The organism is Cupriavidus pinatubonensis (assembly GCF_019602855.1).
Lineage (GTDB): Bacteria > Pseudomonadota > Gammaproteobacteria > Burkholderiales > Burkholderiaceae > Cupriavidus > Cupriavidus pinatubonensis.
This window is the reverse complement of record NZ_CP080766.1, coordinates 1090592-1106162: the sequence shown is the minus strand read 5'-3', so window position 1 is coordinate 1106162 and position 15571 is coordinate 1090592. Positions and strand designations below refer to the sequence as shown.

General features: G+C 60.7%; 15 protein-coding genes. 11 read left to right on the top strand and 4 right to left on the bottom strand.

The window, feature by feature from the left end; translation table 11 throughout:
• Window positions 1-359 precede the first annotated feature (359 nt).
• The 3 genes from K2O51_RS05060 (at window position 360) to K2O51_RS05050 (ending at window position 1700) form a co-directional block, all read left to right on the top strand.
• Window positions 360-893, top strand: a complete 534-nt coding sequence (locus K2O51_RS05060; RefSeq protein WP_220630573.1) for a hypothetical protein — start codon at window positions 360-362, stop codon at window positions 891-893.
• A 110-nt stretch (window positions 894-1003) separates the two neighbouring features.
• Complete coding sequence (locus K2O51_RS05055) at window positions 1004-1198, top strand: helix-turn-helix domain-containing protein (protein WP_342394090.1); 195 nt, start codon at window positions 1004-1006, stop codon at window positions 1196-1198.
• Between the two features lie 76 nt (window positions 1199-1274).
• The gene (locus tag K2O51_RS05050; protein ID WP_220630572.1) at window positions 1275-1700 is read left to right on the top strand and encodes a cupin domain-containing protein; all 426 of its coding nucleotides are present in this window, start codon (window positions 1275-1277) and stop codon (window positions 1698-1700) included.
• Window positions 1701-1935: 235 nt separating this feature from the next.
• Here K2O51_RS05050 and K2O51_RS05045 read toward each other — a convergent pair whose 3' ends face one another.
• The 4 genes from K2O51_RS05045 to K2O51_RS05030 all read right to left on the bottom strand — a co-directional run bounded on the left by K2O51_RS05045 (window position 1936) and on the right by K2O51_RS05030 (window position 5914).
• Window positions 1936-2736, bottom strand: a complete 801-nt coding sequence (locus K2O51_RS05045; protein WP_220630571.1) for a YecA/YgfB family protein — start codon at window positions 2734-2736, stop codon at window positions 1936-1938.
• A 681-nt stretch (window positions 2737-3417) separates the two neighbouring features.
• Window positions 3418-4155 carry a TetR/AcrR family transcriptional regulator gene (locus tag K2O51_RS05040; RefSeq protein WP_011301818.1) on the bottom strand — a complete coding sequence of 246 codons (738 nt, stop codon included), beginning with the start codon at window positions 4153-4155 and terminating at the stop codon, window positions 3418-3420.
• A 374-nt stretch (window positions 4156-4529) separates the two neighbouring features.
• Window positions 4530-5666: a porin gene (locus tag K2O51_RS05035; protein WP_011301819.1), complete on the bottom strand. Its 1137-nt coding sequence runs from the start codon at window positions 5664-5666 to the stop codon at window positions 4530-4532.
• Between the two features lie 89 nt (window positions 5667-5755).
• Window positions 5756-5914, bottom strand: a complete 159-nt coding sequence (locus tag K2O51_RS05030) for a hypothetical protein (RefSeq protein WP_166487120.1) — start codon at window positions 5912-5914, stop codon at window positions 5756-5758.
• A gap of 389 nt (window positions 5915-6303) precedes the next feature.
• Between K2O51_RS05030 and K2O51_RS05025 the strand changes: the two genes are divergently transcribed.
• From K2O51_RS05025 to K2O51_RS04990, 8 genes are all read left to right on the top strand, one after another.
• A complete protein-coding gene (locus K2O51_RS05025; protein WP_425332978.1) occupies window positions 6304-7149 on the top strand; it encodes a phytanoyl-CoA dioxygenase family protein in 846 nt (281 codons plus the stop codon).
• A 35-nt stretch (window positions 7150-7184) separates the two neighbouring features.
• Window positions 7185-7583, top strand: a complete 399-nt coding sequence (locus K2O51_RS05020) for a RidA family protein (protein ID WP_220630570.1) — start codon at window positions 7185-7187, stop codon at window positions 7581-7583.
• 32 nt (window positions 7584-7615) lie between these two features.
• Window positions 7616-8428 (top strand): phytanoyl-CoA dioxygenase family protein, encoded by an 813-nt coding sequence (locus K2O51_RS05015; protein ID WP_235679935.1) that lies wholly within the window; start codon window positions 7616-7618, stop codon window positions 8426-8428.
• Window positions 8429-8543: 115 nt separating this feature from the next.
• Window positions 8544-9992, top strand: coding sequence for an MFS transporter (locus tag K2O51_RS05010; protein WP_220630569.1), 1449 nt, complete (start codon window positions 8544-8546; stop codon window positions 9990-9992).
• A 36-nt stretch (window positions 9993-10028) separates the two neighbouring features.
• Window positions 10029-12335: a molybdopterin-dependent oxidoreductase gene (locus K2O51_RS05005; RefSeq protein WP_140949145.1), complete on the top strand. Its 2307-nt coding sequence runs from the start codon at window positions 10029-10031 to the stop codon at window positions 12333-12335.
• A 133-nt stretch (window positions 12336-12468) separates the two neighbouring features.
• Complete coding sequence (locus K2O51_RS05000; RefSeq protein WP_140949146.1) at window positions 12469-13500, top strand: phosphotransferase; 1032 nt, start codon at window positions 12469-12471, stop codon at window positions 13498-13500.
• Between the two features lie 77 nt (window positions 13501-13577).
• Window positions 13578-14342, top strand: a complete 765-nt coding sequence (locus K2O51_RS04995; RefSeq protein ID WP_140949147.1) for an SDR family oxidoreductase — start codon at window positions 13578-13580, stop codon at window positions 14340-14342.
• A 107-nt stretch (window positions 14343-14449) separates the two neighbouring features.
• Entirely contained in the window at window positions 14450-15568 is a 1119-nt protein-coding gene (locus tag K2O51_RS04990; protein ID WP_220630568.1) for a Re/Si-specific NAD(P)(+) transhydrogenase subunit alpha, read from the top strand.
• Window positions 15569-15571 lie beyond the last annotated feature (3 nt).

The following is a 15571-nucleotide window of genomic DNA, read 5'->3' as shown; positions in this document are numbered from 1 at the left end:
GACTGCGGATTCAACCGGTCGATGCACAGGTGAACGCGCCGCCGGATGTGGATGCGCGCGACGAGATACAACGAGCGATCGAACTCGTCTACGCAAACCGGAGGATCACACCATCGAGGGCCGGCGCGGCCTTCCTCACGGGTTGTCTAAAGTATCGCGACGAAGTCCCACAGCCAAGAGTGTCAGAGGCCGCTCCCATGTGCATGAGCCGGCTCATGTCCCTGCTTCCGCGTGAACAGCCATGTTACGTTGCAACCTTGGCTGCCTCAGCGAGTCGGGGCCGGGTTGCACCTGGTGGCACATTTCCTAAAATGTTTCTCGGAAGCGGCCCAATCAGGCCGCATCTACAGGAGGGCACTATGGAACTTCATATGCACTCGCACCACTTTACGCGGCGAATGCCTGACTGGCGTGCCGCCGCGATGGCCGGCTTTGCCGCCGGAGTGGTCTTTCTGGTGGTCGAAATGGTCGTACTGTGGCTGATGGGCGAGAGCCCCTGGGGGCTGCCGCGGATGATCGGCGCAATCGTCATGGGGCCAAGCGTGGTGTCTCAAGCCGCGCCGGGCGCTGGCATCATGCTTGTCGGGCTGGTCGTGCATTTCGCGCTGTCCATCGTGCTCGGCTTGATCCTGGCGGTGATCATGGCACCGTTTAGCTTCGATTCGAGTGTGGGGATGGCATCGCTTGCCGGCGCTGTGTTCGGCGTCGCCGTGTATTGGATCAACTTCTATGGCATGACCCAGGTCTTCCCGTGGTTTGTCGAAGCGCGAGGCGCGCTGAGCTTCCTGGCACATGTGGTGTTTGGCTTGGTCGCGGCCGATGCGTACCTGAAACTGGAGAGGAAGATCGATAACAAGATCGAGAGCCCAAGCGGGGCCGGCTTCACCGGATGACTTGGTTCCGAAATTGATGCGGCCGACCGCCGCACTGGCATGGCCCGCCAGCTTCGGACTGGCTGCCGGCCGATGGTCGGCCGCTGTCTTTCTTAGCGATGCAGCCGGGAATGTCGAGTCGGCAAGGGTTGATGCGGCGCCTCGATGCGGTGCGCCGCATGCTGCTCACTGGCACCTCGCTCGCTCACGCCGCTACCGCCGCGGGTTTTGTTGATCAGAGTCACATGACGCGCCACTTTTCAGGGACATTCGGGCTGACGCCGGGGCGCTGGCTCCAGGTCGCGAACCGCTCCCAGCGCGGCTGAAACTCCCACGATCGTTCAATACGGCCGCAGGGCGCGTGCGTATCCTCGACGCATTGACCTTTGAACGGAGAGAACGATGTCTCAATCCTCGAACCACACCATCGCGCCGGCCGAGCGCGGCCAGTGCCAGGCCATCGACCTGGCCGGCAAGATCGCGCAGATCGACGGTCACTGGCAACCGCGCGTTGTCGCTGAAATGAACGATTATCAGTTTAAGGTCGTAAAGGTCGAAGGCGAGTTCCAGTGGCACCGACATGCCGGTACCGACGAAACATTCATCGTGCTCGAAGGCGAGTTGCGTATCGATTTTCGCGCGGGGCCTTCCGGCGACGGTTCGATCATGCTGCGTGCCGGTCAGATGGCGGTGGTACCGAAGGGCGTCGAGCACAAGCCCTGTGCAAGCGCAGAAGTGAAGCTGCTGCTGATCGAGCCGCGAGGCGTGGTGAACACGGGCGACGGCGCGACGGGCGAGCGTACTGTTGAGAACGACCAGTGGATTTAAGGCGGCCCCCGGCGTATGCCAGGTGAGACGTCAAAGCGGGCGAGCTTGGGCGAGTCTGCGGAGGCGCGATTGCCGTCGATTTGGACGGGTCAGTTCAACGTCTCCTTCTGGGCCGGACACGGCCCCTGCGAGCAAGTCGCCGGCTGCTCGACTTTGGGCGGCGGCGACCAGCCACCCTCATGTCGACTCGCCTGAGAAATTCGGGCAGACAATCGGCCAATTCTGGCTGAATCCCTTATCTCCCGTGGCACTTCTTGAACTTCTTGCCGCTGCCGCAAGGGCACGGGTCGTTGCGACCGGGCTGGTCGCCCCTCACCACGGCCTCCACGCGCGGGCCCAGGCTCTTCCAGATCTGGCGCAGGTCGTAGACAGCCCAGATCGCCTCGCCGAAGGTTTCCACGCGCGCCTGGCTGGTGCTGGGCGGGCCATCCTCGCTGTACATGCAGACCTCGGGCTGGCCGGTGTCGTCCTCGGTCAGGGCGACAATGGCGTCGAGCGCGTCGTCCAGCCACTGGGCGGCTTCCTTGTCGCGTGGGGAGGCCCATTCCTCGGGCCAGTTCTCTACCGCGAACATGAAGCCCAGCGCCCACACCTGGCCAAACGACGGGATTTCCCGCCCGTCAATCTCCGCGCGCTCTTCCTCGGGCAGGCTCAAGATGGCGCCGCGCATGTCCATGGCTTCGGGATGGAAGGTGCGTTCGTCCTCCAGCGTCTCCACGGGCTGGTCGAGCTGATGCTCCACCTCGTTCCATCGACGCTGCCACAGCTCCATGAAGCGGGTCTGCTGGGCCGCTTCATGGAACGCGGGCAGCAACGGCAGCGGGCTGCCCTCGGCCACGTCGAGCGCCGCGCCGTCGCCCAGTAGCATGGGCAGGTAGTCGGCAGCCGGGATGCGGCGGCGCGTGCAGACCAGGGCCGTGAGAAAGCCGTCGCAGAACTCCCATTGCGGGATTTCCTCAGTGCGCTGGCGCAGGTCGTCCAGCAGATCGTCAAGCTCCTGGAGTTCGCCGGGCGTCAGGGCGGTGGCTTCGGTCATGGGGTGGGTTCTCGCGGTGCGGGGTGGGGGTGCGCTGGACGCATCGCTGCGAAGTATAGCGCGGCCACTTTGCAGAAGTGCGTCGTACGACTTGCGAGGCCGTGACGTTTCGGTACCGCGCCAAGTCGGGTGCATCCCCGCGGCCGTTCGCCGGAGCGAGGGCCGCTCCCACGTGGCTCCTGTTGGCCGATTGCTGGTGACGCGGGCGGCTGGTTGGGGTAGGAGGGCACGCCGAGTGGGTAAGCTGGCCCCTAGTCCGTTTTGGACGTTCAGATAGCACTCCGCCCGCGAAGGAGCGTGCGTGCCTGCAACCTTCATTGGGCGATCTATGCCTTTGCCTTGGAACGAATGCGGACTCGGAAACCTGCATAGCTCGGAATGCATTCCGCACAGAGCATCCAGGTCGGGCGTTGTGGGCGCCGTTGCCCTCGTTGCACATCCACATACCCCGGTGCGCGCAGCGCTACTTGATGCGGACAATGCTGCGTACCCATCAAACATAACCCCCAGCGCGCTGGCAATTCTTCGATCCGGTTATCAGACGAGAAGGCCTTACAGGTTTGCATCGCCTTGGAAGCCGACGGCTGGCGTAGTTCCTTCGCGCTGGAACGACCGTCACCGTACAGCCCAGGCAGTTCGACTACTTGCGCCGATATAGTGCTGATCTAAGTACCTCGCTGACTAGCTGCCATTCGCGGGAGGCTGGTGAGCGAAAGGGGGGGCGATCAGGGCACCTAAGGCTTCGATCAACGCTTGGATACGCTTGGGTGTGAATCGCTTTGGCTCGACCGGGTACATTAGGATCCAGCCATCACCCATGGCGCACAGTTGATCGGCCAGCACGTCAGCCGAAATATCGCGGCGAACGGTCCCTTGCTCCTGTGCGGTCTTGAGGATCGACGCGTAGACTCGTCGATAGTGCGCGTAGCGTCTGGCAATGACGTCAGCAAAGACGGGCTCATACCGGCCTTGCGCAAGCAACTCGGAGAGTTCAGGCAAGAAACTTTCGCTGCGCTGATTCAGTCGCAGCCAGCAACCCAGAAGCGAATGAATATCGCCGCTTTGCCGAACGGATTCGAGCATGGCATCGTAGCGATCAAATGCGCTTTCTAGTAGAGCAACGACGAGTTCTTCCTTATTTGCAAAATAGTACGTCACGGCGCCGGTCGTATGACCCGCTTGTTGTGCCACTGAGCGCAATGATCCTTTTGCATACCCCTCCCGCGCTATCACCAATGCTGCGGCTTTCAGCAGTTCCTGGCGCTTCGCTTCACGGTCACCGGCAGGGCGGCCACGGGTCGTGACTTGATCGGTCCGACTATCGTCGTGTTTTGGCTTGATTTTTCTCTCTGGCATCTGTCGGGAATCCACAAACAACGGGGCGCGTGCGTACTCATTCCTTCTGACCATTCGTTTCATCAATACGCCGTCATTGCGCGCATTGCGGGAAAGCCGGCACGTCAATGGGGCACTGAGGAAAGGACTGCGCCGACTCTAGAGCGACAAGACATGTCATCGACAATGAGTCGATAGGCGTTTGCAGATGCATGGCACAGGAGATATCAGCACGGCCTTGTGGCAGACGGTCAATTTTGCCATGAACCAGCCTCCAATGGGAAAAGGGTCCCTCGCAAACTGGAACTCCCGCAGCGATCGGTGCAATGTAGCGGAGCCTACGCGATTGCCAAGTCGCAGTGGCCGAGCAACGGATCTGCGATAAGGGGACCTCTGCTGCTTGTAAGAAAAGGGCACATACGTGCCCGAGTAAGATGGCATCCGTGCTTCAGTTATTTTCAGAACTTATGGCGGAGGCCCACAGCAGCCCCCAACATATTGTTCCTGGTGCCTCCCGGCTGATACCCATTAGCGTAACCAATGGAGGCGGTATCCAGGCACAGGCCGGAATTCTTGGCGTACACCGTGGTCCAGTATAGGTCCGTACGCTTGGACAAGTTATAGTCGACGATGAACGCGACTTGCCAAGGGTTGCCTGGCGGCTTCAATGCGGGCGTTGTCGAAGAGTGGAAAGCTTGGTAGTAGTAATCCAGCGTCAAGCTGAGAGAACGTGCCGCCTCATAGGAAACCCCTGCCCAATACAAGTCGTCACGCACCAGCGTCTGCCCGGACGCGACTGCTTTGCCCCAACGATAGCCGCCCATGATTTGGATAGGGCCAAGGGCGTAGCTGGCCGCGGCGGCAGCCTTTTTGCTGGTGGCGATATCAAGGAGCGCACCGTTACGGGTAATGCTCGGATTGACCTGATCATAGGACAACGTGGCGCCGAACGAGCCCGCACGATAAGTTGTCTGGCCACCGAAGCCGCTATCGCGGCGAATCTGGCCCGGAACCTCCCCGCTGCCACTGATGTTGACGCCGCCCGGGCTGCTGAAGGTGGGCCCAATACCGAATGACCAGTGGGCACCTACCATAAGCGGCCCAAATGTTCCGGTGTACTTGACCGTATTGTCTTGCCGGTAGGCGGCGCCAAACAGGGCGATGACTGGCTCATACAAGACTGCCAGCGCAGCGGGCGAAAAGGGGGCCAATGCATCCAGCATCGACGTGTACTGGCGGCCGAAGGTGACCTTGCCAAAGGTTGCGTTCTGCAGGCCGACGAATGCCTGACGGCCGAACAGACGACCGCCTTGCAGAGATTTGCCGTCGTCCGCGCTGAAGCCGCTTTCCAGAACAAAGATACCGCTCAGACCGCCGCCCAGGTCTTCGTTCCCACGCAGCCCCCAGCGCGAACTGGACAGGCCGCCGCCATTCAGCGCGTAGCGGGTACCCGAGCCACCGCTCGGCGCCTTCATATTCGTGGCGACTTCGACGTTCGTGTCCAGCACGCCGTACAACGTGACGCTGGACTGAGCTTGGGCTACGCCTGCTACGGTGCCAAGTGTGGTTAGCGCGATCAGCCATTTCTTCTTCATGCTCGATGTTCCGTTCAAATAGGATTGGGCCCGGTGCGCGCAAGAGCCTCCGTCGCGCGCACATAGCGTCATGTGAACCGAGACTGCCTTTACTCGACGGTCTTGCCGAAGCCGGCCGCCGCCACTGCACGAACTTCGATACCTGGACTGAACGCCGCCACTTTGCACAGCGCCAGCGCTTCCTTGGTTGAGACAGTCGTCAATGACAGGTTCTCGATCCGCGGGAAAAGCTTCGCGCTTGCACTCATGCACGGTTGATCCTCTGATCCGGGCAGTTGCGTAGCCGTCACAGCACTCCCGCACGGCCGCATCCCTGTCGACGTCCCCTGACAGGTAGTCCGGAAGCGAACGCTAATTTAGAATAACAGTCGTTATGTTTAACGAAGAATGAGGGTATTCCCTGCGGAGGCTCTTCGTCAGCATGGCAGTGCGCGATGTTGCAAACGCGGCTTCCCGCACGCGCCCAGTACTTCCCATTAGCCCGCCGCTCAATGACAATCGATATCACAAAACGTATGTTGTGCAAATATGGGAATGTATTTACAAAACGGCTGTTGTGTTAACCTCGGGCGAGGACTAAAGTGAATCATCTTAGAGACGGGAGTGTGTGCCGTCCAAGCCACCAAGGAGCTTCACTATGCTGACCACCCCCGAGATGCGCGAGCAGTTCCGCAACGACGGTGTCACTATCTTCAGGAACTGCCTCAACGAAGCGCAACTGGCCCGGTGCTACGACGGCTTCAAGTGGGACATGGCTAACCCCGGCCCGCACGTCTACAAGGGCGGCCTCATCGGCACCACGTTGCACACCCACATCGACATTGCTAACCCCGAAGCCAAGTCCGAGCTGGATGACCTGGCGGCCGCATTGCCTTTCGGCCAGATCTTCCAGGAATTGTGGGGCTCGAAAAACGTCTGGTACTTCGCTGAGGAGATCTTCGCCAAGGAAGGGGGAAAAAGCGGCCGAGGCCCCTGGCACCAGGACACAGCGAACCTGCCGTGGGCCGGCCGCCATTGGGGCAATGCCTGGATCAGTTTCCAGAAGCTGCCCAAGAAGAATTCGCTGGAGATCGTGCGCGGTTCACATCTGGGTATCCAGTACGACGGCGCTAGCTTTGATAGTGCCGAGGATCCGACCGATCCGCTCTATGGCGATGGCACCTATCCTCGTCTCCCGCACATCGACAACGAGCTTGCTCGGGATCCCAATTCCTGGGACATCGTCTCCTTTGACATCAATCCTGGCGACATCGTCTTGCTGCACCCGCGCTCTCTGCATGGCGGTGCACAGGTCGATGCCGACTGCCCGACCCGCCACACACTGGTGCTGCGCTTCTTCGGTGACGACGCCACCTTTCGCGAGTTGCCCACCTGCAACCCCAAGTACGCCCGCAACGGCCCGCTCTTCCAGAAAGAAATGGCCAAGCTCAATCAGGGCGATGCGTTCCGCTCGCCGGTCTTCCGCCAGGTTGCCGGGGTCTGATATCACTACGGAGTACCAACATCGTGAAGCGAAAAATGATTAGCCCCGCGCCATTCAAGGAGCGGCATTACGACCAACTGCATTTCTCGTCCGCCACCCGTGTCGGCGACATGATCTGGGTGTCGGGTCAGGTGGGCCTTGATGTGGCCACTGGCAAGCCGGGCGAGGGCATGGCCGAGCAGGCTCGACTGGCCTTCAACAACCTGAAGTGCGTGCTGGAGGAGGCGGGTGCGACGATGGCGGACATCGTCGAGATCGTGACTTTCCACATCGACCTGCATGGCCCGGACATTCAAGCGTTCGTGAGGGCGAAGGACGAGTTCCTGCCTGAGCGCTACCCCTCCTGGACTGCGGTAGGCGTGACCCAACTGGCGAATCCGGCGTTTCTTGTCGAAGTTCGCGCCGTCGCGGTGGCCGGCTGCGGTGCCGATTGACTGGGGAGGCTCACATGCAGGTGACTGAACAAATGAAGCTGGACCTGGCACGGGACGGCGCCTTCGTTGCACGAGGCTTGTTTTCTCCTGAAGGGCTCAAGCGGATGCGCGAGGCTTTCGATTATGGGATTGAACACCCGAGTCCGCAGCACGGCTACATCTTCAAAGGCACGCCGGACGAGCATTTCAACGACTACGGCAACATTGCCAACCGCGATGTGCATATCGCGACGATCAAGGCACTGGTGCTTGATGAATTCGTGGCGTCGCTATGGGACTCCCAGCATGTATGGTTCAAAGGCGAGGAGATCTTCATAAAAAAGGGCGGGAAGGCCGGGCGATCGCCGTGGCATCAGGACAACTCGTACACACCAGTAAGCGGGCCGCAGATGCTCAACATCTGGACCTGTTTTGAACGGATACCTCGCAAGAACGCGCTCGAAGTCGTGCGCGGCTCGCATCTCGGCATTCAGTACAACGGCAACTCTTATACAGACCCGGGAAAGCCCACTAAGCCGTTGTGGCTCAACACCGACTGGCCGGATCTTCCGGATATCGAGGCGGAACGGGCGAAAGATCCGAACTCGTGGGATGTTCTTTCATGGGACCTGGAATTGGGCGACGCATTGGTATTCCACTCCGGTGCGCTGCACGGCGGCGCCCCCGTCAGCGCGGACTGCCCCGATCGCCACACACTCGTCTACCGGTTCTTCGGCGACAAGCTCTTCTACCGGCCGCTGCCGACCGGGGGCTGCAACTACCCCTACGACATCAGCGCGCTCAATGATCCCTCGCTGATGCCAGGTGAGCCGTTTCGCGCCGCATGGTGCACACAACTGCGTTGATACCAGGATCGTTTGATGGGAGGAGGGCGGTTGTGTCCGCATTCCGCGTGGAGGTGGCCGCATCACTGAAGTACCGAAGACCAATAACGGCGACAGCGCCAACCGGAGACACACCGTGAGTCACATCGACGGAACGAAGTCATTCTCAGACAGTAACTCCCGCTCCTCCCATCTGTTGGCGCGGTTCGACCGCTTGCCAACCATGAGCACGCATTACGCCTGGGCGGCATTGCTGGCAATCAACTTGATGCTGGAGTATTACGACAACGCCATCTTTTCGTACGCTGCGCCGACCATCAAGGCGCACACGGGCATGAGTACCGAGCAGATCGGGGTTATCAGCAGCGCCCTCTACGTGGGGATGGTGATTGGCGCGCTGGCCGGCGGTTGGCTCTCCGACAGGGTGGGGCGTCGTCCAGTGCTGGTGTGGGGCACGGTCATGTACTCGCTCGGCGTGATCGTGACGGCGTTCGTCCCAGGGTACGAGATGATCCTGACCTCCCGCTTCGTGACTGGACTGGGCGTGCAGGCGGCCACGTCGGTGCTGCTCGTCTACGTCGCCGAGATGTTCCCACGCCATGCACGCGGACGTTTTCTCTCGCTCGTGACGATGGGCTACACAGCCTCGGCAGTGATTGCGGCGGCATTGGCCATGTTTTACCTGCCTACGGGCGGACCGAACACCTGGCGGTACCTGTTCTTGGCCGGCGGCATCGGCTTGCTGATTGCGCCCCTCGTGTATTTTTATCTGCCGGAGTCAGTGCGCTGGTGCGTCTCTCGCGGGAAGCTCGAGCACGCAGCGCAGATTGTCGCCAGCCTGGAAGCGCGCGCGTCGCGCAAGGGGCCGCTCGACGACCCCAATCCGCTGGCAGCGCAAGGCGGCGCAGCGAATGCCACCTTGCGGGACCTGCTGCGGAACAAGGGGGTCTTGCGCAACCTGATCGTTCTGTTTGTGTCCTATTTCGGGGTGTACCTGGCGTACTACACTTGGATCAACTGGAGCATCTACGCGCTGGTGTATGGTCTCAAATACCCCCAGAAGGACGCATATTTCATCATGTTCATCTGGGTCGTGGTCTACGGTGTAATGCCTTTCATTGCCATGCGACTGCTGGATCGGTGGGAACGCAAGAACACCATCCTCTGCATGTCGGTGTTCTGCGCGCTCGCGTTGGTTGTGCTGGGCCTCTCAACCAGCTATTGGGCCGTGGCCGTTATCGGCGGGGCGCTCGCCATCTTCAGTGGCTTCGTACTCAACGCCTACTACACATATATCCCCGAGACAATGCCAACGCAGTTGCGTGCCTTGGGCAATGGCATCGTGATGTCGGGTGCGCGGGTCGGCGGCGTGGTGTCCGGCGTGATGGGCGCGGCGCTGGTCACTGCGGGTGGCCTGAAGTACGTAACGTGGACCGCCGCCGCCATCTACATCGCCTTCGCCATCCCCGTGCTTATCTTCGGCCCGCGCACCACCAACCGTTCGCTGGAAGCAGTAGCCGACGAAGAATTGGGCCTTGGGACGTCAGGCGACCCCACCAAGTCAGGCGCGCACGCTGCCGCATGAATCAGCTTTCACCTGCCCTGCAGTAAGGAGTCTTCCATGTTGCCCGTTCAAGAAAATCGGTGGGTCTCCACGCATTGGGGCACCTACAACGTCACCGTGGACCAAGGCCGTGTGTCCAACATTCGATCCTGGCCTGGCGACCCTGCTCCGGCCCCCATCTGGGAGCAGCTCGATGGATCTCACACCAAGTTGAGGGTTGCCTCACCTGCCATACGAAAGTCGTTTCTCGACAAGCAGCATCGGGCAAGTGGTGAGGGCCGAGGGCGCGAGCCATTTGTCGAGGTGGATTGGAATACCGCCCTTGATATGGCCGCCGGGCAGTTACAGCGAGTCTGCTCATCGTACGGTAACTCGGCGATTTTCGGTGGCTCTTATGGATGGGCGAGCGCCGGGCGATTCAATCACGCGCAAAGCCAGATTCACCGCTTTCTGAACCTTCTGGGCGGCTATACGCGGTCGGTCAATTCATATAGCTATGGCGCAGGGGAGGTGATCATTCCCCGAGTGGTGGGCTCCATGCATAGCTTGGCGGACAGGCACACCTCGCTGAAATCCATGGTTCGAAGTACTCGACTGTTGGTGGCGTTTGGGGGATTGCCGGAAAAGAATGCTCAGATGAATTCCGGTGGCGTGACACGCCATCACTACCGCGACACACTCGGGCAACTCGCACAGGCAGGAGTGCGCCTGGTATCTATCAGCCCGATCCAGGATGACACCAGCGCACCATGCGAATGGATTCCCATACGTCCGCAGACTGATGTAGCCCTCATGCTTGGCCTGGCCTATGTTCTGGAAGCCGAGAACCTGGTCAACCGCGCCTTCCTGGACCGCTACACGGTCGGATACGACCGCTTCCGGCATTACCTGTTGGGCGAGTCCGACGGTGTGCCAAAGACGCCGCAGTGGGCATCGTCCATATGCCGCATTTCCGCACAGGGCATCACGCATCTCGCGCGTGATATGGCACAGCAACGGACCATGATCACCATGTCATGGTCGCTGCAGCGGGCCGAGAATGGCGAGCAACCGTATTGGATGACAGTGGCCCTTGCATCGATGATCGGCCAGATTGGCCTGGATGGCGGCGGATTTGGGTTCGGCTATGCCGCCATCAACGGTATCGGGCTTGACTCTATCACGGTGAAGATCCCCGCGCTGCCGCAGGGCAAGAACCATGTGGATTCGTTTATTCCCGTGGCGCGCATTTCGGACATGCTACTCAACAAGGGGCAATCCTACCGTTACAACGGCGAGACCCTGACCTATCCCGACATACGGCTCATCTATTGGGCCGGGGGCAACCCGTTTCATCACCATCAAGATCTGAACCGACTCCGAAAGGCATGGGCGGTGCCAGAAACCATCATCGTCAATGAGCCCTGGTGGACAGCAACCGCAAAGCACGCGGACATCGTGTTCCCTACGACAGTCGCTTACGAGCGAAACGATATCGCTGGCACCAGTACAGACCCTTTCATTATCGCGTCAGCAGCACATGTGAAACCGCATGCCAACGCGCGTAATGATTATGAGGTTTTTTCCGAGCTCGCCGCCCGACTTGGATTTGTGAAGAAGTTCACGGAAGGAAAGAGCGAGGAGGATTGGCTGCGATCTTTCTATGCACGGATCAAAGAGCAGGGCGACGAACAGGGCCTGAGCTTCCCGCACTTCGATGAATTCTGGGCGAAGGGAATGATTGAGGCTCCGACGAGAGAATCCCACACCGTTTTCTCGGAGTTCATCCGTGATCCGGTGGGAGAGCCCTTGCAGACGCCGTCTGGTCGAATTGAGATCTTTTCACAGACCATTCACGACTTCGGGATCAAGGCCCAGCCCGGGCATCCGGTGTGGATCGAGCCCGAGGAGTGGCTGGGGTCTCCTAAGGTGCTCGAGTTTCCTTTGCATCTACTCTCGAACCAGCCAGCATCCAAGCTGCACAGCCAATATGACCATGCGCCGCACAGCAGGAAATTGAAGATCTCTGACAGGGAGCCAATACGCATTCACCCAATCGATGCATCGAGCCGAAACATTGAACACGGAATGATCGTTCGCGTATTCAATGCGCGAGGCAGTTGTCTCGCGGGTGTGGTGGTGTCCGATGACGTGATTCCTGGGGTGGTGCAAATGGCCACAGGCGCTTGGCTGGACCTGGCCTTTGGTGATGGAGATGGTCCACCTTTGGATAAGCATGGCAACCCCAATGTGTTGACGCGCGATGTTGGCACATCGGAAATCGCGCAGGGCAGCGCAGCGAATTCATGCCTTGTCCAGATCGAGCGCTATGCCGGGGTTCTACCGACGACAACCTGCTTCGAGCCACCGGAGATCGTCAGGTGATCATTGCCGAGTCGCCCTTTGGCACCACGTTGATCCACCACTCTTGGCAATGACTGCTCAGCCCAAAGGTGCGCGTTTGTCATACTGACTACCATTCGCGGCAGCGCTACGGCATGGAAAATGGAAAGAAACGATGAAGAAGATCTCCGATCCACTCGATACCGCAATTCTGGCGCGCTATCTCGAAGACCACCTGCCTGGTTTCGACGGACCTGTGCACGCTGAGAAGTTCGCCGGCGGCCAGTCGAATCCTACCTTTCTGCTGCAAGCGCGCAGCGGTCGATATGTGCTCAGGCGGCAGCCTCCTGGCGAACTGCTGAAGTCCGCCCACGCTGTCGATCGTGAGTTTCGAGTCCTGACCGCCCTGTCCAGGACCAAGGTCCCTGTCGCGCACCCGTATCACCTTTGCGTGGACTGCGACGTAATTGGCAGCATGTTCTATGTGATGAGCTTCGAGGATGGGCGGATCTTCTGGAATCCGTCCCTGCCTGAGTTGCCGCAGCAGGATCGCGCCGCCTGCTACGACGCAGTTTTGCGAACAATGGCCGTGCTCCATGACATCGACATTGAAGCCGTCGGACTTGCTGACTTCGGACGGCATGGCAATTACTTCGAGCGCCAGATCGGCGTCTGGACGAAACAGTACCGAGCGGCAGAGACCGAGCGGCTCGACGCGATGGAAACCCTAATCGACTGGCTGCCAAGTGCGTGCCCCGAAGACGCTGGTCCGCCGACGCTTGTGCATGGCGACTACCGGATGGATAACGTAATGTTCGAGCGCGATAGCTACCGCGTGAAGGCGGTCCTCGACTGGGAACTGTCGACGCTGGGCAATCCGCTCGCCGATCTCGCGTACTTCTGCATGTGCCTGCGGCTGCCGTCCGACGGCCGCGTCCCCGGACTTGCGGGTAGGGATCGCGTTGAGCTCGGCGTGCCGCAGGAAACGCAAATTGTCGCGCGCTATTGCGAGCTGCGCGGCATCGAACCAATCCGCGACTGGCATTTCTATATTGCGTTCAGCTTTTTCAGGCTCGCTGCGATCGCGCAGGGTGTGAAGGCTCGCGCGCTGAAGGGCAATGCGTCCAGCACGGCTGCCCTGCAAGTCGGTGAAATGGCGGGCATGCTGGCCGAAGAGGCCGTGCGCGTGATCGATGCGCGAGGCTGACATGCAGGTCGCTCACGACCTCCGCGATCGGTATCGACGCAGTTCATCGAATCTCGAACCAATTGGAGGAACAATTTATGGCAACGAATCTGTTCGACTTGACCGGAAAGACCGCCCTCGTGACCGGCGCGAGCCGAGGCATAGGCGAGGAAATTGCGAAGCTGCTCGCTGAGCAGGGCGCGTACGTGATCGTGTCGAGCCGAAAGCTTGATGACTGTCAGGCTGTCGCCGACGAGATTGTCAAGGCGGGCGGCCAGGCGGAGGCGTTGGCGTGCCATGTCGGGCGGATGGAGGATGTTGCCGCGGTGTTCGAGCATATCCGCAGCAAGCACGACCGTCTCGACATCCTCGTTAACAACGCGGCGGCGAATCCCTATTTTGGCCACATCCTCGACACCGATCTTGGCGCCTACGAGAAGACGGTCGAAGTGAACGTGCGCGGCTACTTCTTCATGTCAGTCGAAGCCGGCAGGATGATGAAGGCGCAAGGCGGCGGCGCGATCGTCAATACCGCGTCGGTGAACGCGCTGCAGCCAGGCGAAAAGCAGGGCATCTACTCAATCACGAAGGCCGCGGTCGTCAACATGACGAAGGCGTTCGCGAAGGAGTGCGGGCCGCTCGGCATCAGGGTGAACGCGCTGCTTCCTGGCCTCACAAGGACAAAATTTTCGGGTGCGCTGTTCGAGGACCCGGCAATCTATGAGCGATGGCTCGCCGAGATCCCGCTGCGTCGTCACGCGGAGCCCCGCGAAATGGCCGGCACGGTGCTCTATCTTGTGTCGGATGCTTCGAGCTATACCAATGGCGAATGCATTGTAGTCGACGGTGGCCTGACAATCTGAGGCGGCGAAAAGGTCCGCTGTTGCGCGGGTGAGGCCGTGATGCTAAGTAAGCGCCGCGCTGTCAGGGAGTCACGACGACCATGAACAACTTCAAGAATTAAGCGCAAATGAATATCGGAGTGCCCGTAGAAACGCATGCGTGCGAATCACGCGTCGCCGCTACGCCGGAGACAGTCAAGAAATACGTCGCACAAGGCCACAAGGTCGTGGTGCAGGCAGGCGCGGGCTTGCGTGCCAGCCAGCCCGATAGCGCCTATGAGGCGGCCGGTGCGACGATCGGCACCGCCGCCGACGCGCTCGGCGCGCCGCTCGTGCTCAAGGTGCGCGCACCTGAGAGCGCCGAACTGGCGCAGATGAAGTCCGGCGCCGTGCTGGTGGGCATGCTCAACCCGTTCGATACCGAGAACAACGCGCGCATGACCGCCGCCGGCATCACCGCCTTCGCGCTCGAAGCGGCACCGCGCACCACGCGTGCGCAGAGCATGGACGTGCTGTCCTCGCAGGCGAACATCGCCGGCTACAAGGCCGTGCTTGTGGCCGCGCACTACTACCAGCGCTTCATGCCGATGCTGATGACCGCCGCGGGCACCGTCAAGGCGGCGCGCGTGCTGATCCTCGGCGCCGGCGTGGCGGGCTTGCAGGCGATCGCCACGGCCAAACGCCTGGGCGCGGTGATCGAGGCGTCCGACGTGCGCCCGGCGGTGAAGGAGCAGATCGAATCGCTCGGCGGCAAGTTCCTGGACGTGCCGTTCATCACCGATGAAGAGCGCGAAATCGCGCAGGGCGTGGGCGGCTATGCCCGGCCGATGCCGCCGGACTGGATGCGCCGCCAGGCCGAATTGGTGCACGAGCGCGCCAGGCAGGCCGACATCATCATCACCACCGCGCTGATCCCCGGTCGCCAGGCACCCGTGCTGCTGCAGGAAGCGACCGTGCGGGAGATGAAACCGGGCTCGGTGGTGGTGGATCTCGCGGCCGCGCAAGGCGGCAACTGCCCGCTGACCGTGGCCGATGAAGTGGTCGAGCGCCATGGGGTGACCTTCGTCGGTCACACCAACCTGGCCAGCATGGTCGCGGCCGACGCCTCGGCGCTCTATGCCCGCAACGTGCTGGACTTTCTCAAGCTGGTCATCGACAAGGAGGGCCAGTTCACGCTGAACCTCGAAGATGACATCGTCGCGGCTTGCCTGATGACGCGGCGCGAAGAAGCGGCGCTGGCCGGTTAAGGA

Excerpts from the sequence above, each read along its gene's own strand:
- K2O51_RS05005 (WP_140949145.1), top strand. The coding sequence starts at position 10,029 with ATGTTGCCCGTTCAAGAAAATCGGTGGGTCTCCACGCATTGGGGCACC.
- K2O51_RS05020 (WP_220630570.1), top strand. The coding sequence starts at position 7,185 with ATGATTAGCCCCGCGCCATTCAAGGAGCGGCATTACGACCAACTGCAT.
- K2O51_RS05060 (WP_220630573.1), top strand. The coding sequence starts at position 360 with ATGGAACTTCATATGCACTCGCACCACTTTACGCGGCGAATGCCTGAC.
- K2O51_RS05040 (WP_011301818.1), bottom strand. The coding sequence starts at position 4,155 with ATGAAACGAATGGTCAGAAGGAATGAGTACGCACGCGCCCCGTTGTTT.
- K2O51_RS05015 (WP_235679935.1), top strand. The coding sequence starts at position 7,616 with ATGAAGCTGGACCTGGCACGGGACGGCGCCTTCGTTGCACGAGGCTTG.
- K2O51_RS05045 (WP_220630571.1), bottom strand. The coding sequence starts at position 2,736 with ATGACCGAAGCCACCGCCCTGACGCCCGGCGAACTCCAGGAGCTTGAC.
- K2O51_RS04990 (WP_220630568.1), top strand. The coding sequence starts at position 14,450 with ATGAATATCGGAGTGCCCGTAGAAACGCATGCGTGCGAATCACGCGTC.
- K2O51_RS05035 (WP_011301819.1), bottom strand. The coding sequence starts at position 5,666 with ATGAAGAAGAAATGGCTGATCGCGCTAACCACACTTGGCACCGTAGCA.
- K2O51_RS05055 (WP_342394090.1), top strand. The coding sequence starts at position 1,004 with ATGTCGAGTCGGCAAGGGTTGATGCGGCGCCTCGATGCGGTGCGCCGC.
- K2O51_RS05030 (WP_166487120.1), bottom strand. The coding sequence starts at position 5,914 with ATGAGTGCAAGCGCGAAGCTTTTCCCGCGGATCGAGAACCTGTCATTG.
- K2O51_RS05000 (WP_140949146.1), top strand. The coding sequence starts at position 12,469 with ATGAAGAAGATCTCCGATCCACTCGATACCGCAATTCTGGCGCGCTAT.
- K2O51_RS05050 (WP_220630572.1), top strand. The coding sequence starts at position 1,275 with ATGTCTCAATCCTCGAACCACACCATCGCGCCGGCCGAGCGCGGCCAG.
- K2O51_RS05025 (WP_425332978.1), top strand. The coding sequence starts at position 6,304 with ATGCTGACCACCCCCGAGATGCGCGAGCAGTTCCGCAACGACGGTGTC.
- K2O51_RS04995 (WP_140949147.1), top strand. The coding sequence starts at position 13,578 with ATGGCAACGAATCTGTTCGACTTGACCGGAAAGACCGCCCTCGTGACC.